General features: G+C 74.2%; 16 protein-coding genes and 1 tRNA gene. 3 read left to right on the top strand and 14 right to left on the bottom strand.

Annotation, left to right across the window (positions count from 1 at the left end; all coding sequences use genetic code 11):
• The first annotated feature begins 6 nt into the window (after positions 1 to 6).
• On the top strand, positions 7 to 1,107 hold the full coding sequence (locus ABD269_RS07575) for a hypothetical protein (RefSeq protein ID WP_344117063.1): 1,101 nt from the start codon (positions 7 to 9) through the stop codon (positions 1,105 to 1,107).
• A gap of 96 nt (positions 1,108 to 1,203) precedes the next feature.
• Here the strand turns inward: ABD269_RS07575 and recQ are convergent, their stop codons facing one another.
• Together recQ and ABD269_RS07565 are read right to left on the bottom strand one after the other, a co-directional pair.
• Positions 1,204 to 3,072, bottom strand: a complete 1,869-nt coding sequence (recQ, locus tag ABD269_RS07570) for a DNA helicase RecQ (protein WP_344117062.1) — start codon at positions 3,070 to 3,072, stop codon at positions 1,204 to 1,206.
• A 92-nt stretch (positions 3,073 to 3,164) separates the two neighbouring features.
• Positions 3,165 to 5,210, bottom strand: a complete 2,046-nt coding sequence (locus tag ABD269_RS07565) for a restriction endonuclease (RefSeq protein WP_344117061.1) — start codon at positions 5,208 to 5,210, stop codon at positions 3,165 to 3,167.
• A gap of 204 nt (positions 5,211 to 5,414) precedes the next feature.
• On the opposite strand from ABD269_RS07565, the gene ABD269_RS07560 reads away from it, so the two are divergent.
• Positions 5,415 to 5,879, top strand: a complete 465-nt coding sequence (locus ABD269_RS07560; protein ID WP_344117060.1) for a hypothetical protein — start codon at positions 5,415 to 5,417, stop codon at positions 5,877 to 5,879.
• 189 nt (positions 5,880 to 6,068) lie between these two features.
• A complete protein-coding gene (locus ABD269_RS07555; RefSeq protein WP_344117059.1) occupies positions 6,069 to 6,479 on the top strand; it encodes a hypothetical protein in 411 nt (136 codons plus the stop codon).
• Between the two features lie 81 nt (positions 6,480 to 6,560).
• Here the strand turns inward: ABD269_RS07555 and ABD269_RS07550 are convergent.
• The 12 genes from ABD269_RS07550 to ABD269_RS07495 all read right to left on the bottom strand — a co-directional run bounded on the left by ABD269_RS07550 (position 6,561) and on the right by ABD269_RS07495 (position 18,718).
• Positions 6,561 to 6,633, bottom strand: a tRNA-Arg gene (locus tag ABD269_RS07550).
• A gap of 129 nt (positions 6,634 to 6,762) precedes the next feature.
• Entirely contained in the window at positions 6,763 to 8,220 is a 1,458-nt protein-coding gene (locus ABD269_RS07545; RefSeq protein ID WP_344117058.1) for an amino acid permease, read from the bottom strand.
• Positions 8,220 to 9,575, bottom strand: a complete 1,356-nt coding sequence (locus ABD269_RS07540) for an alkaline phosphatase family protein (RefSeq protein WP_344117267.1) — start codon at positions 9,573 to 9,575, stop codon at positions 8,220 to 8,222. The genes ABD269_RS07545 and ABD269_RS07540 overlap by 1 nt, the downstream gene beginning before the upstream one ends.
• 44 nt (positions 9,576 to 9,619) lie before the next feature.
• Positions 9,620 to 10,840 carry a metabolite traffic protein EboE gene (gene eboE / locus ABD269_RS07535; protein ID WP_344117057.1) on the bottom strand — a complete coding sequence of 407 codons (1,221 nt, stop codon included), beginning with the start codon at positions 10,838 to 10,840 and terminating at the stop codon, positions 9,620 to 9,622.
• A gap of 29 nt (positions 10,841 to 10,869) precedes the next feature.
• Positions 10,870 to 11,745 carry a TatD family hydrolase gene (locus ABD269_RS07530; protein WP_344117055.1) on the bottom strand — a complete coding sequence of 292 codons (876 nt, stop codon included), beginning with the start codon at positions 11,743 to 11,745 and terminating at the stop codon, positions 10,870 to 10,872.
• A 53-nt stretch (positions 11,746 to 11,798) separates the two neighbouring features.
• On the bottom strand, positions 11,799 to 12,467 hold the full coding sequence (locus ABD269_RS07525) for an EboA domain-containing protein (protein WP_344117054.1): 669 nt from the start codon (positions 12,465 to 12,467) through the stop codon (positions 11,799 to 11,801).
• Positions 12,464 to 13,453, bottom strand: a complete 990-nt coding sequence (locus tag ABD269_RS07520) for a sugar phosphate isomerase/epimerase family protein (RefSeq protein WP_344117053.1) — start codon at positions 13,451 to 13,453, stop codon at positions 12,464 to 12,466. Before ABD269_RS07520 ends, ABD269_RS07525 begins: the two co-directional genes overlap by 4 nt.
• Positions 13,450 to 14,343: an SCO3242 family prenyltransferase gene (locus ABD269_RS07515; protein WP_344117052.1), complete on the bottom strand. Its 894-nt coding sequence runs from the start codon at positions 14,341 to 14,343 to the stop codon at positions 13,450 to 13,452. Before ABD269_RS07515 ends, ABD269_RS07520 begins: the two co-directional genes overlap by 4 nt.
• Positions 14,340 to 15,539 (bottom strand): inositol-3-phosphate synthase, encoded by a 1,200-nt coding sequence (locus ABD269_RS07510; protein WP_344117051.1) that lies wholly within the window; start codon positions 15,537 to 15,539, stop codon positions 14,340 to 14,342. Before ABD269_RS07510 ends, ABD269_RS07515 begins: the two co-directional genes overlap by 4 nt.
• A gap of 1 nt (position 15,540) precedes the next feature.
• The gene (locus ABD269_RS07505) at positions 15,541 to 16,356 is read right to left on the bottom strand and encodes a Tat pathway signal sequence domain protein (protein ID WP_344117050.1); all 816 of its coding nucleotides are present in this window, start codon (positions 16,354 to 16,356) and stop codon (positions 15,541 to 15,543) included.
• A gap of 122 nt (positions 16,357 to 16,478) precedes the next feature.
• Positions 16,479 to 17,762, bottom strand: coding sequence for an MFS transporter (locus tag ABD269_RS07500; protein WP_344117049.1), 1,284 nt, complete (start codon positions 17,760 to 17,762; stop codon positions 16,479 to 16,481).
• Positions 17,759 to 18,718: an ornithine carbamoyltransferase gene (locus tag ABD269_RS07495; protein ID WP_344117048.1), complete on the bottom strand. Its 960-nt coding sequence runs from the start codon at positions 18,716 to 18,718 to the stop codon at positions 17,759 to 17,761. Before ABD269_RS07495 ends, ABD269_RS07500 begins: the two co-directional genes overlap by 4 nt.

Genomic DNA, 18,718 nt, shown 5'->3' with positions numbered 1-18,718 from the left:
TCCACCATGCCGGTCATCGGTTACCAGGATGCGATCAACGACGCCCTGGAGCGCATGGACGACCTCGGATACGAACGCGGGGCCCAGGGCGACCTCGCCAACCACGGCCCCATGGGCGCGGAGGCGCTCGCCGTCCTCGGCCACGGCGACGAGGTCGCCGCCTGGGTCGAGGGCTACCGCTCCGTCATGCCCCATCACGAGGTGCCCGCCCCGCGCTTCGCACTCGACCCCGCCGACGAGACCTCCTGGCGCCCGGCCCTCGGGGACTTCTCCCGCGCCGGCGACTGGGAACGGCTCTTCGCGTGCGAACTCGCCGACGCCGCCTGGCGCGACGTGCTCGTCCGCTGGTGGCCCAGGCTGCTGCCCGGACTGCTCGCGGGCCTCACCCACGGCGTGATCCGCACCGCCCACGCCGTGCGCTCCCTCGCCGCCGCCCCGGAGCCCACTCCGGGCCGGCTCACGGAGCTGGCCCGGGGCCTCGCCTACTGGGCGGCCCGGTTCGCCCACCTGCCCGGCGAGGTCCGGATGCGGGGCACGCAGGACCTGGCGGGGGCCGTGGCGGCACTGCCCCGTACGCCGCACCCCGGTGACTTCCGTGTCGGCTCGGCGGCGGGGCGGCTGGCCCACCCGGACCGGCTGCCCGGCTATGCGGAAGCGCTGGACGCGCTCGCCCCGACGCGCACGCAGTGGCTGCTCACCGAGATGACCACCGAGTTCGCCGGGATCTACCTCGCCCATCCCGAACTTCCGCCCGTGCCCCTCGTCCACGGGGTCACCGCGCCCGCCGCCGTACGCCTCGTGCTGCCCCATCTGCCCGACGAACTCCATGAGCCGTCACTCGCCGCGCTCTGGCACGTGCACACCGCGCTGCTGCTCGCCTTCACCGGAGACCGCGGTGCCGAGGCCTCCGCGGCGTCCCGGGCCGCGGAGGCGGACATACCGCCCTTCGGCGAACTCATCGCCCGAGCGGTCGCCCACGGTGACGAACACGTCCTCAAATTCACGGAGGCGTGCGCGCGTGAGCATGCGCTGAGGCCGGACGCGCGGTTCGGGGCGGCGGTGGATGTCGCGCAGCGGCGCATCGAGCCTCGGCCGACAGCAGGGTAGGCGCCGTTTGCGCCTGGGTGTTCCGCCCCCGGGGGTCCGGGGGGGGGCACGCGCCCCGGTTTCGGGAAGGGGCCGGGCGGGGAACGACCCGCCCGGTTACCCCTCCGCTCGCAGGCCCGCCAGCAGGTCCAGGATCGGCGGTCCGTACTTCGCGAGCTTGCCCTCGCCCACCCCACTGATCCCCGACAGCTCCTCCAGGGAGGAGGGCGACACCGTCGCGATCTGCCGCAGCGTCGCGTCGTGGAAGATGACATACGCGGGCACCCCGAGCTCCTTGGCCGTGGCACCCCGCCACGCCCGCAGGGACTCGAAGACCGGCACCAGCTCCGCCGGCAGATCGACGGGCGCGCTCTTCTTGCCCGCGCCCGACGAGGACCGGGACGCGCTCTTCGCGGCGCGGGCCGGCTCGCGCCGCAGCCGCACCTCGCGCTGCCGGCCCAGCACCTCCGCGCTCGCGTCGGTGAGGACCAGCGTGCCGTAGTCGCCCTCGACGGCCAGCAGGCCCTGCGCCAGCAACTGCCGGACCACGCCGCGCCATTCGGCGACGCTCAGCTCGGTGCCGATGCCGAAGACCGTCAGGCCGTCGTGGTCGTGCTGGATGACCTTCGCGGTCTTCTTGCCCAGCAGGATGTCGATGATCTGGCCCGCGCCGAACTTCTGCCGCCGCTCCCTGGCCAGCCGCAGCACCGCGGAGAGGAACTTCTGGGCGGCGATGGTGCCGTCCCACGTCTCGGCGGGCGTCAGACACGTGTCGCAGTTGCCGCAGGCGGTGCTCTGCTGGCCGAAATACGCCAGCAGCTGCACCCGGCGGCACTCGACCGTCTCGCACAGCGCCAGCATCGCGTCGAGGTGCGCGCCGAGCCTGCGGCGGTGGGCGTCGTCGCCCTCCGAGCCGTCGATCATTTTGCGCTGCTGGACGACGTCCTGGAGCCCGTACGCCAGCCAGGCCGTGGACGGCAGCCCGTCGCGCCCGGCACGGCCGGTCTCCTGGTAGTACCCCTCGACGGACTTCGGCAGGTCGAGGTGGGCGACGAACCGGACGTCCGGCTTGTCGATGCCCATGCCGAACGCGATCGTGGCCACCACGACCACGCCGTCCTCGCGCAGGAAGCGCGACTGGTTCGCGGCGCGGGTCCGCGCGTCGAGCCCCGCGTGGTACGGCAGGGCGTCGATGCCGTTCTGCGCGAGGAACGCGGCCGTGTCCTCCACGCCCTTGCGGGACAGGCAGTAGACCACGCCCGCGTCACCGTCGTGCTCGCTGCGCAGCAGCTCCAGCAGCTGGCGCTTGGGCTCGTCCTTCGGGGCGATGCGGTACTGGATGTTCGGCCGGTCGAAGCTCGCCACGAAGTGCCGGGCGTCCTGGAGCTTCAGCCGCCCCGCGATCTCCGTGTGCGTGGCCTCGGTGGCGGTCGCGGTCAGCGCGATGCGCGGCACGTCCGGCCAGCGCTCGTGGAGCTGGGACAGCGCCAGGTAGTCCGGCCGGAAGTCGTGGCCCCACTGCGCCACGCAGTGCGCCTCGTCGATGGCGAACAGGGAGATCTTGCCCCGGTCCAGTAGCCGCAGCGTCGCCTCGACCCGCAGCCGCTCCGGCGCCAGATAGAGCAGGTCGATCTCGCCCGCGAGGAACTCCGCCTCGACCATCCGCCGCTCGTCGAGATCCTGCGTGGAGTTCAGGAAGCCCGCCCGGACACCGAGCGCGCGCAGCGCGTCGACCTGGTCCTGCATGAGCGCGATCAGCGGCGAGATCACGACGCCCACACCGGGCCGCACGAGCGCCGGGATCTGATAGCAGAGCGACTTGCCACCACCGGTGGGCATCAGCACGAGTGCGTCCCCACCTGCGACGACGTGCTCGATGATCTCTTCCTGATCGCCCCGGAACGCGTCATAGCCGAAGACGCGCTGAAGACAGCCGAGCGCTTCGCTGGTGTCGGAGGGGCGGGAGGTCTGGGTGGGGTCGGCCATTTTTGCAGTCTACGAGGGTTCGCTTACCCGAATGGGTGATGTGGACAAGTCCTCGACCCACCGGGGCTCCGCCCCGGACCCCGGGGCGGACCTCACGCCACCTCGATACCGAAATCCTGCACAAGATCCGAAAGCCCGCCCCGGTACCCCTGCCCGCCCAGCACGAAGTCCCAGTCGCCGTTCGCCCGCCGCCGGAAAGAGCCCAGCACCAGCGCCGTCTCACCCGGCCGCCCGTCCGAGACCTCCAGCTGCCCGAGCTCCGAACCCGACGCGTCCGACAGCCGGATCCGCGCGTCCGTGAACTCCGAGAGGTCGGCGTCCGGATTGACGGCCGGGTCGATCGCGGCGACGAGGACCAGCCGGTCCGAGGCCGCGGGGAGGGCGTCGAAGGTCACACGGAGGGCCGCCTTGTCCCCGGCGGACGGGGGCACCGCGCGCACGGACCCGTCGGGGGTGGCCGGATTGTTGTAGAAGACGAAGTGATCGTCGCTGAGCACGCGCGTGCCCTCGCATACGAGCGCGCACACGTCCAGGGCGACCCGGCCGGACCACGCCATCCCCAGGACGTTGTGATCACCGGCCGCCTGCTCGGCGGGGGCCGCCGCAGGACGGGCCGCGGCCGCCGCCGGGCCGCCGCCCAGCCGGCCGCGCAGCCCGTGCCGGCCGAGCAGGCCGACCAGCTCCTCGCCGGAGACCAGGGTCAGCGGCTTGCCGTTGGCGAAGGTGTACGAACCGGGGCCGAACCCCGAAGTCGTCACCAGCACGCCCTTGTTCGCACCGGCGCCCTGCACGGTCCCGTACAGATCGCGCACCGCGGTCGGCGGCACCGTCTTGCGGTACCGCTTCACCTGCACGATGATCCGGCCGCCGCTGATCGGGTCCGGGTCGAGCGCCTCGACGTCCACGCCGCCGTCGTTGGAGCGCGTCGTCATCACGGCCTGCATCCCGCGGGCCCGGAACAGCTGGGCGACCAGCCCCTCGAACTCGATCGGGTCCATCTCGTAGAGGTCCGGGTCGTCACCGCCGCCGTGCGACACCACGCCCCGGCCCACCTCGTCGGGCATCCGCCCCGGCCGCACGGCCGCGAGCTGGTCGGGGCGGGCGGACAGCTGGCCGCCCAGCCCGTCGACGAGACAGTCGACGGCGCTGACCTGCTCCAGGTGCAGCCCCTCGAAGACCCCCCGCGCCACGGAGACCGTGGCCAGGACGATCTGCGCGCGCCGCCCGGTGGCCGGGTCGTGGTCGTCGACGAAGGCGTTGAGCGATACGGATTCCAGCGCCCCGAACTCATCGGCCGCGAACAGCTCACGCACCGTCAGCAGCACGCACTGCGCCAGCACATCGCGGTACACGGCCCGCCGCTGGGCGGCGGGCCGGGCCGTCTCCTTGTCCTGGTCGGCGGTCGGCATGTACCGCACCGCCTTCGCCTCCGGCACGATCCCGTACCCCGGCAGCTCCGACGTCAGCACCAACTGCCGCGCGCCCGGGTCGTACGCGGCGGAGATCTGGTGCGGGAACTCCTGCGGCCAGGCGGAGGAGGCGTAGAGCGCGGCGGAGAAGTAGTCGACGACCGCGTCCGGGTCGCGCCCGCGCAGCGCCTCGGTCATCTCCGCGACGCCCGCGTTGTACCGCCGCGTCTCCGCGAGCTGCCCGGCGGCCCACTGGTCGTACTGCTGCCGGTACGCGGCCAGCTGCTGCTGCCGCTGTGCCTCGGCGGCCTGCGCGGCCTGCCAGTCGCGCTCGAACTGCTGGCGCGCGAAGCGGTACTGGCCGGGGTCGGGCATCGCCACCGGGTGCGCGAGGTGCCCCGGCTGGAACGGTTCGACCTCCTCGGGCCTGCGGAGCGCCGCCGCGGTGAACGCCGGTTCGGCGCACCCGGCCACCAGCAGCCCGGTCAACTCCGCGACCCGGCCCTCCAGCTCCTCCGTACGGCGCATGGCCTCGGCCTCGCGCCGCTGCCGGTACGCCGCGCGCTGCTCCCGGTCGAGCCGCGCGGTCTCGCGCTCGTACGCCCGCTGCTGCCGCTCCTGTTCCCGCTGGGCCTGCGTCCGTTCCCGGTGTGCGGCTTCACGCTGGCGCTGCTGCTGACGCTGCGCCTCGGCCCAGATGCCTATCAGTCCGTTGGAGCGACGACTCATGCGGAAACATGCCCTCCCCTCGGGACGCCCCTGCGCCCCGGACCGCGTACTGGCCCCACAACCAGCGGTGAGGAATCCGACTTTAGTCGAATTCAGCTGATCCGATTCGGCCGGGCGTGATCTTCGCGCGGCGCGGCGCCGCACGCGCGAGCGAGTGCAAGCGAGTGATGTGCGGATTTATGGGTACGTGCTTACGTCATGAATATGCCGAACCGTACGAGGCTTTGCGCCGCCGTGGCCGTCACCACCGCCCTGCTGACGGCCGGCCCGCTCGCCCTGTCCGCCCAGGCCGTGGACGCCCCCACGGCCCCCGCTGTCACGGCGGCCCAGCAGTCCCGGGCCGAGGTCCGCGTCAATTCCTTCTTCCGCGACTACCGGCAGGCCGTCCTCCACAAGGGCCCCTCGACCCCCGCCCAGGTGCGCGCCCGCTATCTCGCGCCCGACCTCGACAAGCGCCTCGACGCCTGGGCCCTCCAGCACGACGCCGACCCCGTCTTCCGCGCCCAGAACGTCCCCGCCACCTGGGCCACCCGCTACGAGGGCAGCGGAGCCGGCCACTCCACGGTCGTCCTCACGGAGCGGTGGTCGGGAGGCGCCAAGCAGGAGGTCTGGTTCTCCGTCCGCCTCCAGGACCTCGTCATCAACGACCTCAAGGACCCCGCGTCGTAGGCGGTTTGCTGATCCGTGGGGCCGCACGAGGTTTACCGGACTCTGTTCACGCTTGCGGAGGAGAGAACCGGTTTCCCCTGGTCATCAGACATTGCGATGAGCCACTTTGGTCCGCAGACGCCGCCACGTCGACGGACTGGTCAGGTCGGACCACTCCGTGCCGCCCGCTTTCCCCTTGGAGGAACCGATATGGCCAGCAACCGCAGGGCCCGCCTTCTCGCTCTCGTGACCGCCGTCCCGTTCGCCGCCGCACTCATCGCCGCCGGAGCCGGCTCGGCATCGGCCGCGGAATCCACCGCGCCGTCCCACAGCGCCGTCGTGACCACCCATCAGCTCGGAGGCGGCGACCACGGCAACGGGGGCGGCGACCACGGCAAGGGCGGTGGCGACCACGGGAAGGGCGAGGGCCACGGCAAGGGCGGTGGCGACCACGGCAAGGGTGAAGGTCACGGCAAGGGCGGTGGCCACCACGGCAAGGGTGGTGGCAAGGGCGACGACTGCGACCACGGCAAGGGCGAGGGCAAGGGCCACGGCAAGGGCGGCGGCCACCACGGCAAGGGTGGCGGCAAGGGCGACGACTGCGGTGACTCGCACTCGTAGCGCGGAGCCTCACTGCTGAACCACACACAGAAAGCCCTTCCGCCCGATCGGGCGGAAGGGCTTTCTGTCCTGCTGCGACTGTGCCCCCGGGCAGATTCGAACTGCCGACACCCGCTTTAGGAGAGCGGTGCTCTATCCCCTGAGCTACGGAGGCGGGGCGCTGCGGCGGTGCGGCCGACGAGGGCTGCGCCACCGCGGACAGTGTAGCGGGTGGTGCCGCGAGGGCCGTAGGCCGTTCGTGGTGCCGGGGCCCCGCCCCGCCGGGCGGGCGGGGCGGGCGGCTTCAGTCCGCTGCCAGGGTCCGCCGCGCCGTCCGTGCCGTGCGGGCCCGTACGGCGAAGTACGCGGCCGTCACCAGCGCCAGGAGCGGGCCGCCCGCGAGGAGGCCCACGCGGAAGTACGGGGTGAAGGCCATCGTGACGAGAACCGCGACCACGAAGGCGGCCGCCGCCAGGGTCGTCCAGGGGGCGCCGGACAGGCGGATGGGCAGGGCGGGGGCGTCCGCCGCGCGGCCGCGGCGGAAGGCGACGTGCGTGGCCAGGATGACGAGCCAGGTGACGAGCGCGCTGAACAGGGCCACCGCGATCATGATGGCGAAGACCCGGTCCGGGGAGACGACCGACACGAGGATCGCGCCCAGCGCGCCGACCGCCGACAGCAGCAGCGCGCCGACCGGCGTGCCGCGCTTGCTCAGGCGCGTCAGGCGGGCGGGGGCCCAGCCGTCGGAGCCGAGCGAGTAGAGGGTCCTGGCCGTCGCGAAGAGGTTGGTGTTCATCGCGGACAGCGCGGCGACGAGCACGATCAGGTTCATGATGGTCGCCGCGGCCGGGAGGCCCGCCGAGCCGAAGAGCCGGACGAACGGGCTCTGGACGACGCCTCGGTCGCCGCCCGCCTCCGTCCACGGCACGATCATCACGACCACGGCGATGCCCAGCACGGAGAACGCCGTCAGCCGGAAGACGGTCATCCGCGCCGCGCGCGGGATGTCGCGCACCGGGTCGCTGGACTCCGCCGCCGTCAGCGAGAGGGCCTCGGTCCCGATGTAGCTGAACGACGCCATGGTCGTGGCCAGCCACAGGCCCGTCAGGCCGTTGGGCGCGAGCCCGCCGTGCCCGACGAGTGCCGATGTCCCTACCGCCGCCTGGCCGGGCAGGCCGAAGACGATGGCCACGGCGCCCAGCGAGAGCAGCACGACGAGGGCGCCGACCTTGATCATGGCGAACCAGTACTCGAACGTGCCGAAGAACGCCACGGAGAGGACGTTCACCCCCACCATCGCGAGGGAGAAGACCGCGACCGGGATCCACAGCGGCAGCCCCGGCCACCACATGCGGGTGTACATCCCCGCCGCGACGGCCTCGCTCCCGATGTTGATCACCTGGGCGATCCAGTAGATCCAGCGCTGGACGAAGCCGGCCAGCGGGCCCAGGTGGATGTGGGCCAGGGCGCCGAACCCGCCCGCGCGCGGATGCGCGGCGGTCATCTCCGCGAGGGCGTACGTCACGACGAGGGCGACGACGGCCGCGGCGGCGTAGGCGAGGACGACGGCCGGTCCGGCCAGGGAGATCGCCTGCCCGGAGCCCAGGAACAGGCCGGTGCCGATGACGCCGCCCAGCGCGATCATGCTGATCTGGCGGCTGCTCAGGGCAGCGCGGAGGGCTCCGGACCCGCTGTGCGGGCCGGCCGGGTCCGCTGCCCCCGGTCCGGCCGCCCGCGCCGTCTCCTTCGTTCCCGTACCCATCACCCGAGCCCCTGGAGCCGCAGGATCAGGTCCTTGACCTCGGTCGCCCGGTACCGGTCCCGCGCCTGCGAGCCGTCCGAGCACAGCAGCACCGGCCCGTCACGGTCGTCCTCCGGGAGCCGGCCGTGGCTGCCCCGCACGCACGACGGGTCCAGCGGGACCACCGTCATCGGGGCGCGCATGCCCGCCTTCTTGCGGGCCACGGTCAGTGCCGCCTTCGCCTTGACCAGCGGGTCGGCGGGGTCGAAGAACAGCTCGGCCGGGTCGTAGCCGGGCTTGCGGTGGATCTCGACGCCCCGCGCGAAGTCGGGGGCCCGCTCGTCGTCGAGCCAGTAGTAGTACGTGAACCAGGCGCCCGGCTCCGCGACCACGACCAGCTCGCCCGCGTTGGCGTGGTCGATGCCCAGCTTCTCCTGGGCGGCCCGGTCGTGGACCTCGTCCACCCCGGGGAGCGCGGCCAGCAGGTCCCGGGTGCGCGCCACGTCCGCCGGGTCCTTCACGTAGACGTGGGCGACCTGGTGGTCGGCGACGGCGAAGGCGCGGGAGGTGTAGGTGTCCAGGTACTCCATGCCGCGCTGCGCGTAGACCTTCAGCAGGCCCTCGCGGCGCAGCGCGCGGTTGATGTCCACGGGCCGCCGCACCGGGCTGATGCCGTACTCGCTCAGCGCGAGGACGGTGGTGCCGCGCTCGCGCAGATCGTCCAGGAGCGGTCCGAGCGCGGCGTCGGCCTCGCGTGCCGCGCGGACGGCCTGCGGGCTGTCGGGGCCGAAGCGCTGCAGGTCGTAGTCCAGGTGCGGGATGTACACGAAGCTCAGGTCGGGGCCGCGGCGGTCCACGACGAGGCGGGCGGCCGCGGCGATCCAGCGCGTCGAGTTGATGCCCGCGGTCGGCCCCCAGTAGGTGAAGAGGGGGAACTCGCCCAGCTCCGCGGTGAGTTCGTCGCGCAGGCCGGCGGGCACGGTGTAGCAGTCGGGCTGCTTGCGGCCGTCGTAGCGGTAGACGGGGCGCGGGGTGAGGATCGTGTCGACGTCCGCGCCCATCGCCCACCACCAGCACAGGTAGGCCGTGGAGTGGGCGGGGTCCGCGGCGCGCGCGGCCTGCCACACCTTCTCGCCCCGCACCAGTGCGTTGTGCTGCCGCCAGAAGTGGATCTCGCCCTGGTCGCGGTGGTACCAGCCGTTGGCGACGGCGCCGTGGTCACGCGGCAGCAGGCCGGTGGTGAAGGTGGCCTGCACGGTCGCCGTCACGGCGGGGAAGACCGTGTCCAGCGGGGCGGCGAAGCCCGCTTCGCCGACCGCGCGGAGGTTGGGCATGTGCTCCAGCAGCCGTGTGGTCAGGCCGACCGTGCACAGCACGGCGACCTTGGCGCGGGTACGGGCGGGCGTTCGTTCGGCGGCGGTCAACGGTGGTCCTCCTGGCGGAGCCCGAGCGCGGTCAGTTCGCGGCGGGCGTGGTCGAGTTCGGCCGCGATGCCGGCGGGCAGGCCGCCGCTCGCGTCGCCGGGCCGCCGGTCCTCCGGGAGGACGGACCAGGTGTAGGTCTCGACCTCCACGTGGTCCGTGACCGCCCGGGGGCCGGCGAACAGGGCGTGCAGGGTCTCGCTCAGCACGGAGCGGGTGCTGCGCAGGGGCGGTTCGGGGTCGGCGTGCAGCGGTACGTGGTAGTGGATGCGCCACGGGGCGTCCCCGGGCAGGCCGTCGGCGGGGTCGAGGGCCTGGGGGAGGTCGTCCCGGGCGGCCGGGTCGTCCCGGACCGCGGCGAAGCGGTGGGCGGCCGGGGTGTCCGGCGCGCCCGCCTCCCGGGTCTGGTGCAGGAAGCGCGGCTCGGCGAAGGGGGCGAGTGCGGCCCGGGTCGCGGGGTCGCGCGGCCGGTCGGCCTGCAGGGCGGCCGAGGCCTGGAGCTTGACCACGGGGACGCCGGCGTCGGCGCAGTCGGCGACGGCGCCGGCCGGGTCCTCGTGGGCCACCGCGAGGTGGCAGGCGTCCAGGCACAGGCCGAGGTGGGTGTGGTCGGTGCCGGCCAGGCCGTCCAGCGCCTGGCGCACGGTCTCGGCGGCACAGCCCGGCTCGGGCTCCAGGCCGACGCGGATCCGGCGGCCGGTCTCCGCCTCGATCCGTCGCAGGCCTTCGGCCAGTGCCTCCAGGTTGCGCCGCACCGCGTCGCGCCGCCCGGCGGTCCACGCGGTGCGCCAGCCGAAGGGCAGGGTGGAGACGCTGCCCCTCGCGGCGTCGTCGGGCAACAGCTCGGCCAGCACGCGGGCGAGGTCGAGGGTGTAGGCGAGTCGGCGGGGGTCGGCCCAGTCGGGGGAGTAGACGGCGTGCTTCACGACGGGGGCGTGGAAGCCCTCGTACGGGAAGCCGTTGAGGGAGACGACCTCCAGGCCGCGTGCGGTCAGGTCGGCGCGCAGCCGGGCCGGCGCGGCGGGATCCGCCGCCAGGGCCGTGGCCGCGTCGTGCGGCAGCCACAGGCCGAGGCCGAGCAGGCCGGTTCCCAGGCGCTCGCGCACCGGTTCGGCGTAATCGGCGAGTTGGGCCCGGATGCCGGCCAGGTCCTCGGCCGGGTGGACGTTGGTGCAATAGGACAGGTGGACGACGGTGCCGTCCCGGTGCCGGAAGCGCATGGTTCCTCCTCCCCTTCCTTCCGGTCCGCTCAGCTGCCGCCGCGCAGAATGGAGTTGCCCTCGAAGTGGGCGGCGGGGGCCGCGGCCCCAGGGGCGTCACCAGGCTGTCCGCCGGTGAGGTCGAGGCGGCCGCTCTGCCCGTAGAAGGCGACGGGATTGCGCCACAGGACGCGGTCCACGTCGTCGTCGCCGAAGCCGGCGGCCAGCATGGCCTCGCCCGTGGCGCGGGTGAGCAGCGGGTCGCTGTGGCCCCAGTCGGCGGCCGAGTTCACGAGCATCCGCTCGGTCCCGTGCCGCTGGAGGATCCGCACCATGCGGTCGGGGGTCATCTTGGTGTCGGGGTAGATGGAGAAGCCCATCCAGCAGCCGGACGCGGCGACCTCGTCCACGGTGACCTCGTTGAGGTGGTCCAGGACCACGTACGAGGGGTCGATCCCGGAGTCCGCGACGACGGCGAGGGAGCGCGCGGTGCCGCCGGCCTTGTCGCGGTGCGGGGTGTGGACGAGCGCGGGCAGGCCGTGTTCGACGGCGAGGGCGAGCTGGGCGGCGAAGGCCCGCTCCTCCGCCGGGGTGCCGTTGTCGAAGCCGATCTCGCCCACGGCCACGACGCCGTCCTTGGCCAGGTAGCGGGGCAGCAGGTCGATGACGGGGGCGCAGCGCGGGTCGTTGGCCTCCTTGGGGTTGAGGCCGATCGTGCAGTGGTGCCGGATGCCGAACTGCGCGGCGCGGAAGGGCTCCCAGCCGAGGAGACCGTCGAAGTAGTCGGCGAACGAGTCGGGCGACGTACGCGGCTGGCCCAGCCAGAACGCGGGCTCGACCACCGCGCGGACACCGGCGGCGTGCATGGCCCGGTAGTCGTCCGTGGTCCGCGAGGTCATGTGGATGTGCGGGTCGAAGATGCGCAAGGTGGTTCGCTCCTGCTGCTGGGTGGTTCGTGGGGCGGGAGGGCCGGGGCCGCTCAGCGGGCGTGCGTGAGCAGCCAGGTGTCGTCGGGCACGGGGCGGCCCGCGGCGCGCCGCTCCTGGGCGAACCGCTCGGCCATGGCGGCCAGTTCCGCGTCGCGGCGGGCGTCGAGACCGGCGACCGCGGACAGCCGGATGCCGGTGAACAGGCACTTGAGGACCGCCTGCCGCCAGTGGTCCTGGTCCAGGTGCCGGCAGGCGTAGGGGCCGACGGCGGCCCCGATCAGGCGGGTGTCGTTGGTGCGCAGCGCGTCGTCGACGAGCGGCAGGGCGGCCGGGCCGATGGGCAGGAACGGCAGCGCGCGCAGCACGCCGATCCGCTCGTACGCGTCGCCCCGGTGGTAGAGGGACACGGCCTCGGAGACCAGGGTCCGGGCGTCCGGCGAAGCGGCCAGCAGCAGGACGGTCCGGGCGGCGTCCGCGATCGACCAGCCCGCCCAGCCGGGCAGCGGGCCGCGGCCGCAGCCGCGGCCGGCGGCGGGGAAGTGGCGGTGCAGGGCGGTGGCGGAGTCGGCGACCTCGCCCAGGGCCCGGTCGAGCCAGGCGCGGGCGTCGGCGTCGAGGGCGGCGTGGAGGGAATCGCGGAGGGTGCGTTCGGTGAGGGCGTCGGCGGACCCGGCCGGTTCCGTGGCGGGTCCGAGGGTGGCGGTTGCGGTCGCGGTCATGGGGTGGTGGTCCTCTCCGGTCGTCGGGGCCGTGCGCCCGGCGCCGTCGCCGGGGCGTGCGCGCGCAGGAACTCCAGGCAGCTGCGTGCGGTGGCGGTGGCGGCGTGGCTGTGGCGGGGCAGCTCCACGGAGACGAGGCCCCGGTAGCCGGTGTCCACGAGGGCTCTCAGCACGGGCGGGAAGTCGATCTCGCCCAGGCCGAACGGGAGATGCTCGTGCACGCCCCGGCGCATGTCCTCGATCTGTACGTGCGCGAGCCGGTCCGCGGACCGCCGGACGCACTCGTCGACGGGCCAGGGCTCCAGGCACCGGCAGTGGCCGAGGTCCAGGGTGAGCCGGAAGCGGTCGGGGCTGCCGAGGGCGGTGTACAGACGCCGGTATCCGGTCAGATCGCTGACGAGCATGCCGGGTTCGGGCTCGAAGGCGAGGTCGATGCCGGCGCGGTCGGCGTGCGCGAGGGTCTCGGCGCAGCCGTCGACGAGGCGGTCCCAAGCCTGGGCATCGGTGACGCCGGGGACGGTGGTGCCGCTCCACAGGTGCACCGCTTCGGCACCGAGGTCGGCACCGATGCGCACCGCGCGCCGCAGCAGCTCAAGCCGGCGGGCCCGGCCCCGGCCCTCGTCCTCGTCCGAGAGCAGGGTGGGCTGGTGCTTGTGCCAGGGGTCGAGCACGTACCGCCCGCCGGTCTCGACGACGACGGCGAGCCCGGCGCGGTCGAGGTCCCGGCGGACGGTGTCGACCCGGCGGGCGAGTGCGGGGTCGAAGGGGTCGAGGTGGTGGTGGTCGAGGGTGAGGGAGACGCCTTCGTACCCGAGGTCGGCGAGGACGCGGACGGCGTCCCCGAGCCGGTGGTCCCCGAACCCGTTGGTCCCGTAGGCGAATCGGAGGTTGCCCGGGTGCGCCGGATCCGGGCCGGGGACCGCTCCGGCGGCACCGGATGCGGGTGTGCGTCCGGTGGCGTCGTTCCGCGCCGGTGCGGCCGTCATGTCGGTGACACCTTTCGTGCCAGCCGGGCGGCTAGAGGCAGGGCCGCCACCAGCGGGGCCGCCAGGGACGGGCGGCCCGCCCGGGCCACCAGGGCGGCCTGCAGCGGGAGCATGGCGTGGATGCCCGCCTTCACCGCGCCGCGGACGCGGGGCGCGTCCGGCCGGCGCGCGGCCGCGTACTGGGCGCGTCCGGCCGTCGCCGTATAGAGCGCGGCGCCCGCCGCAGCGACGGCTCCCGTGGCGCGGGTGGTGCCGGGCCCGGGGGCGGCCGCCGCGGCGCCCAGCGCGGCCGTCGCCGCGAGTGCGGCGCGGGGCTCCGCCGGGGTGCAGCCCTCGACCTCGAACCGGCTCAGCCGGGTGACCTCGTGGGTGTGGGCCGCCATCAGCAGCGCCGGGACGACCGCACCGCGCGCCGGTGCCGGGCCCGCGCCGAGGAGCACGTCCAGACCCCGGGCGGCCGCCATCGCGGCCGGGCCCAGGGGCGTGGACTTCAGCCCCAGGTCGTACGCCCACACCGTCGCCGCCAGGGGCAGCGCGCGGGTCAGCAGGGTGCGGCGCCCGCCGGACAGTGCCGCGAGGCCGAGGCCGCCGGCGGTCAGCGCGGTGGCGGTGAGCAGCGCCGTGCGCGGGGAGACCCTGCCGGACGGGACGGGCCGGCCCGGCCGGTCACGTGCGTCCTCCTCGCGGTCCGCCCAGTCGTTCAGGGCCATCCCGGCCCAGTACAGGCCGACCGACGACGCCGCGAGCCCCGCCGTGCGCGGTCCGAGCGGCAGGCCCGCGGCGGTGGCACCCGCGAGCACGTCACCCGGCACGGTGAGGGCCGCAGGAGCCCGTACGAGCTCGGCCAGGTCCCGCAGCAGGGCCCGGGACCGGCCGCGTCCCGGCGTCACCGCGGCACCGCCGGAGCCGCGTCCGGCCGCACCGCCCACGCGCGCAGTGCCTCGTACTGCCTCGTCAGGTTGTGTTCCGTGGAGCCCACCGGGCTCTTGAAGTAGAAGCCGAGCGACGGCAGTGCCCCGGCCTCCCCGCGCGCGTGGGCCAGCGCCGCGAACCGCGCCAGGTCCAGGACCAGTGGCGCGGCCAGCGCCGAGTCGCAGCCCTGCCAGGTGAATTGCAGGGTCATCCGGACCCCGAGGAAGCCCTCGAAGGAGATGTGGTTCCACGCGGTCTTCCACTCGCCCATGTCGGGGACGTTGTCGATGTGGACGACGCCCTCGACGGGGTGGCCGAGCGTCTCCTCCAGGCTGCGCTGCTTCGAGTCGGTCTTGCTGCGCGCGGCGGCCGGGTCGGCGAGGGTCGCGCCGTCGCCGCCGCCGAGCAGGTTGCTGCCCGACCACGACCGCACCTTCAGGGCGCGCTGCCGGAACATCGGCGCGAGTGCGCTCTTGACCAGCGTCTCGCCCGTCTTGCCGTCGCGCCCGGCGTGCGGCAGACCCGTGACGCGGGCCAGCTCCTCCAGGGCCGGAAGGCAAGCGCCCGCGGACGGGGTGAAGTTGACGTACGCGCAGCCCGCCCGGAAGGCGGCGTACGCGTACAAGGAGCTTGCCGGGAGGACGTCCGCCCGGGTCTCGAGCGCCTGCTCCAGCGCGTCGAGCGAGGCGTGGGCCGGGTCGGCGGCCGGGAGCGGTTCCGTGGAGGCGAGGTTGACCGCCACCACCCGCGCCAGCCCGTGCCGCTCCCGGAAGGCGGCGATGTCGGCGGTCAGCCGCTCGGCCGCCCGCGCCTGGGGTTCGGCCCCGCCGTCCGGCAGGCCGTCGCGGATCTCGCGGTCCGCCGTGGTCAGCGCCTCCCGCACGTGCGGCAGCAGGGACGCGGGCAGCACACCGCCGTCGACGAGCCGCCCGGCCTTCTCGACGAGGGCCGTGCCGACCACGTCGTGACCGCCGAAGACGAGCGCGTCCACCGGCGGCAGGCCGGCGGCACGGAAATCGGGGAGCTCCGCGGCGCAGCCCTCCGCCGGGGCGAGCCCGGCGGCGACGGCAGCCGCGCCCGCGACCACGGTCGTGGCCAGCGAGCCGCGCGCACCGAAGATCCAGACGCCGGTCCGCCCGGTCGTCACGGGCATGGCGTGGGTGGTGTCGTTCATGTCAGCGCCCCATGTCCACGGGGTACGGGAAGACGGAGAACGCCTGGTCGATCTCCGCCGGCGAGCGCTTCAGCCACTTCTTGGTGAGGCGGTCGACGAGCGCCTTGGACAGGTGCGGGTTGTCGGTCGCGTCGATGCGCGGCTTGGCGATCGAGTGCAGCTCCCAGCCGAGGCCCGCGAGGCGGTGGATGTGCGTCCACCAGTCCCCGTCGATGCCCAGGAGGGCGAACGCCCGCAGGAACATGTGCCAGCGGTGGTAGGAGTGCGTCGGGTCCGGCGGCGTGAAGTTCATCATGTGGATGCGGTTGCCGGCGGTCGGGCGCGGGTCGTAGAGCGTGCCCTGCCCGAACTCCTGGAAGGCCAGGACGAGATCGTCGGGGCGGCCCGCGAAGTACGTGTCGTAGACACCGCGCTGCTCGCGCGAGAGCAGGACGAGGGAGTCGCGCGAGGGGGCGACCAGATCGATGAAGCTCTGCGGGTAGGCGCCGCCCTTGTAGTGCTGCAGCCAGACGTCCCAGATCGCCTGGAAGCCGCCCATGGGGCCGACGATCTTGCCGATGGCCTGGCCGGTCTCGGGGGTCGGCTGGACGTAGAACTTCTGGTCGTACTGGTACCAGAACTCATTGGCACGGCGGTCGCCCTGCATCCCGGGGACCGGCGAGAAGTCCGGGACGCCCGGCTCGCCGGCGCCCGCCGGGGTGGTGCCGGGGGTCGCGGCCCGGGCCGCGCCGGCGGTGAGGCCGACGGCGCCCAGTGCCGCGCCGGCGCCGAGCGCCGTGCGCAGGACCGCGCGCCTGTCCATGGATTCGGGTGACACCTGGATCTCTCCTTGCGTTGGGAGGTCGGGCGGAACCGGGGCCCTGGTGCGATGCAACTCCGGTCCACCGTCGGTGTCTTGACTCTCCCGCCGCGTTCTATAAATGATCCATATTCCAGGTATCAGGAGGTGGACCGGGCCTCTACTCCCTTCGGTCGCGCGGGGATTGGCTCCTCGATGCGCAGCGCGCGCGACAGTGCGGTGGCGGCCGAGGTCACCCCCATGGCGGCACCCAGCGCCAGGATCGTGCGGGCCGGACCCACCGCCGCCAGGAGGAAGCCGGCCGCGGGCGGGCCCATCGCCATCGCGCCCGAACTCACCAGCATCGCCACGCTGTTGGCCCGTCCGCGCAGATGATCGGGGGCCGCTCGGGTCAGGTGGACGCCGACCACGACGTTGAACACGCCGCCCACATAGCCGCTGCCCGCGAACAGGGCGCCCAGCGCGACGGCGTCGCGCGTCCCGGCCACCGGCAGCATCAGGGCGGTCCACGCCGCCAGCCCGCCGACGACCAGCGCGCGCATCCCGTACCGGCGCATCCACCACGCGCCGCACAGCGAGCCCACCAGGCCGCCCACCCCGCTCATGGCGGTGATCGCGCCGACGGTCGCGACGGCTCCGCCGGCGTCCTTGACCGCGGCCATCACCGCGAGGTTCAGCCCCTGGAAGAGGACGTTGCTGACGGCGACGGCCACCATCACGGACCGAAGGAACGGCTGTCCCCAGAGCCAGGCGAGGCCCTCCCCGACCTCGCGGGCGAGCGCCCGGGGCGACGCGGGGGCCGCGGGGGCGGCCCCGTCCGCCGGCGACCGCAGCGGCCCGCGGATCCGGGCCAGGAAGACCACCGACCCGAGGTGCGCGACCAGCGCGAACACGAAGGGGAAACCGGCCCCGAGACCGGCCAGGGCGCTTCCGGCGGGCTGCCCGAGCACCGAGGCGGCGCGGGTACGGGCCTCGTTGCGGGTCAGTGCCACGGGGAGCCGGTCCGGCGGCACCAGCGCCGGGACCGCGGACCGTTCGGCCAGCTGGTACAGCACGGTGAAGACGCCCTCCAGGAAGGCGGACACCAGCAGGTGCGGCAGCCAGACGGCCCCCGACAGCAGGGCCGCCGCGGCCCCCGCCGCCACCAGGGCCGAGCCGAGCCCGCACGCCGTCATCAGCCTGCGGCGGTCGACCCGGTCCACCAGGGCCCCGCCCGGCAGCTGCACCAGCAGGTGCGGCAGCAGCAGGGCGAAGCCGACCAGACCGGCCGCGCCGGACGAGTCGGTGGCCCACAGCACGACCAGGGGGTAGGCGAAGGCCGTGGCCCGGCCGCCCAGCACGGCGAGCCCGGCGCCGCCCCACAGCAGGCCGAAGTCCCGGCCGCCGCGGGACGGTTCCACCGCCGTGGGCCCGACGGGACTCATGCGCAGGACCGGGCCGCCGACGCGGTGGGACGGCACCACTCCAGGACGGCCATCGCGCTGTGCATCTTGTTCTCGGCCTGGTCGAAGGCGATGCTGCGCGGCCCGTCCAGGACCTCGGCCGTGACCTCCTCGCCCCGGTGGGCGGGCAGGTCGTGCATGAACACGGCCTCCGGGCTGTGCTCCCACAGAGCCGCCGTCACCTGGAACGGCGCGAAGATCTCCCGCCAGTTCGCGTCGGGCTTCGCCGTGCCCGTGGTCTGCCAGCGCGTGGTGTAGACGACGTCGAAGCCGCCGGGCAGCTCCGCCATGTCGTGCCGCTCCCGCAGGACCGCGCCCGTGCGGGCCGCCTGCCGCCGGGCCCGCTCCGCGACCGGCGCGGCGAGCCCGTAGCCCGCAGGGGTCCGCAGCTCGAACTCCACGCCGGGGAAGCGGGTGAGCGCCAGCGCCAGCGCCGCGGCCGTGTTGTTGCCCTCGCCGACGTACAGGATCCGCAGGCCGTCGACGCGGCCGAAGTGCCGTACGAGCGTGGTCAGATCGGTGAGCGCCTGGGTGGGGTGCTCCTCGGCGCTCATCGCGTTGACGACGGCCATGCGTTGCTGGGACGCCCAGGCCCGCATCTCCTCGGGGTCGCCCGCCGTGCGGGCCACCAGGACGTCCAGCATCCGCGAGAGCACCCGCCCGGTGTCCTCGCTGGTCTCGCCGGTGTTCAGCTGGAGGTCGCCGGGCCCGTAGGCGACGAGCGACGCGCCGAGCCGGAGCGCGCCCGACGAGAACGCGGTGCGCGTGCGGGTGGAGGTCTTGGCGAAGTAGACGCCCGCGACGAGCCCGTCCAGCGGGCGGTCGGCGCTCGCCTCCCCGGCGGAGAACTCGGCGCCGCGCCGCACGAGATGGCGCAGGTCGTCGTCGGTGAGGTCGTCGAGGGAGATCAGGTGGCGCGCCGGTGTGTGCCGGTTCAT

Source organism: Streptomyces blastmyceticus, from assembly GCF_039521185.1.
GTDB classification, from domain to species: domain Bacteria; phylum Actinomycetota; class Actinomycetes; order Streptomycetales; family Streptomycetaceae; genus Streptomyces; species Streptomyces blastmyceticus.
Note: the sequence above shows the minus strand (reverse complement) of the source record. Positions and strands in the feature narration are given on the sequence as shown.

What these genes read in the sequence shown, in the direction of transcription:
- ABD269_RS07495 (WP_344117048.1), bottom strand. Translation starts at nt 18,718, where the DNA reads ATGAACCGGCACACACCGGCGCGCCACCTGATCTCCCTCGACGACCTC.
- ABD269_RS07565 (WP_344117061.1), bottom strand. Translation starts at nt 5,210, where the DNA reads ATGAGTCGTCGCTCCAACGGACTGATAGGCATCTGGGCCGAGGCGCAG.
- ABD269_RS07545 (WP_344117058.1), bottom strand. Translation starts at nt 8,220, where the DNA reads ATGGGTACGGGAACGAAGGAGACGGCGCGGGCGGCCGGACCGGGGGCA.
- ABD269_RS07555 (WP_344117059.1), top strand. Translation starts at nt 6,069, where the DNA reads ATGGCCAGCAACCGCAGGGCCCGCCTTCTCGCTCTCGTGACCGCCGTC.
- eboE (WP_344117057.1), bottom strand. Translation starts at nt 10,840, where the DNA reads ATGCGCTTCCGGCACCGGGACGGCACCGTCGTCCACCTGTCCTATTGC.
- ABD269_RS07525 (WP_344117054.1), bottom strand. Translation starts at nt 12,467, where the DNA reads ATGACCGCGACCGCAACCGCCACCCTCGGACCCGCCACGGAACCGGCC.
- ABD269_RS07520 (WP_344117053.1), bottom strand. Translation starts at nt 13,453, where the DNA reads ATGACGGCCGCACCGGCGCGGAACGACGCCACCGGACGCACACCCGCA.
- recQ (WP_344117062.1), bottom strand. Translation starts at nt 3,072, where the DNA reads ATGGCCGACCCCACCCAGACCTCCCGCCCCTCCGACACCAGCGAAGCG.
- ABD269_RS07560 (WP_344117060.1), top strand. Translation starts at nt 5,415, where the DNA reads ATGCCGAACCGTACGAGGCTTTGCGCCGCCGTGGCCGTCACCACCGCC.
- ABD269_RS07575 (WP_344117063.1), top strand. Translation starts at nt 7, where the DNA reads ATGCCGGTCATCGGTTACCAGGATGCGATCAACGACGCCCTGGAGCGC.
- ABD269_RS07510 (WP_344117051.1), bottom strand. Translation starts at nt 15,539, where the DNA reads ATGAACGACACCACCCACGCCATGCCCGTGACGACCGGGCGGACCGGC.
- ABD269_RS07500 (WP_344117049.1), bottom strand. Translation starts at nt 17,762, where the DNA reads ATGAGTCCCGTCGGGCCCACGGCGGTGGAACCGTCCCGCGGCGGCCGG.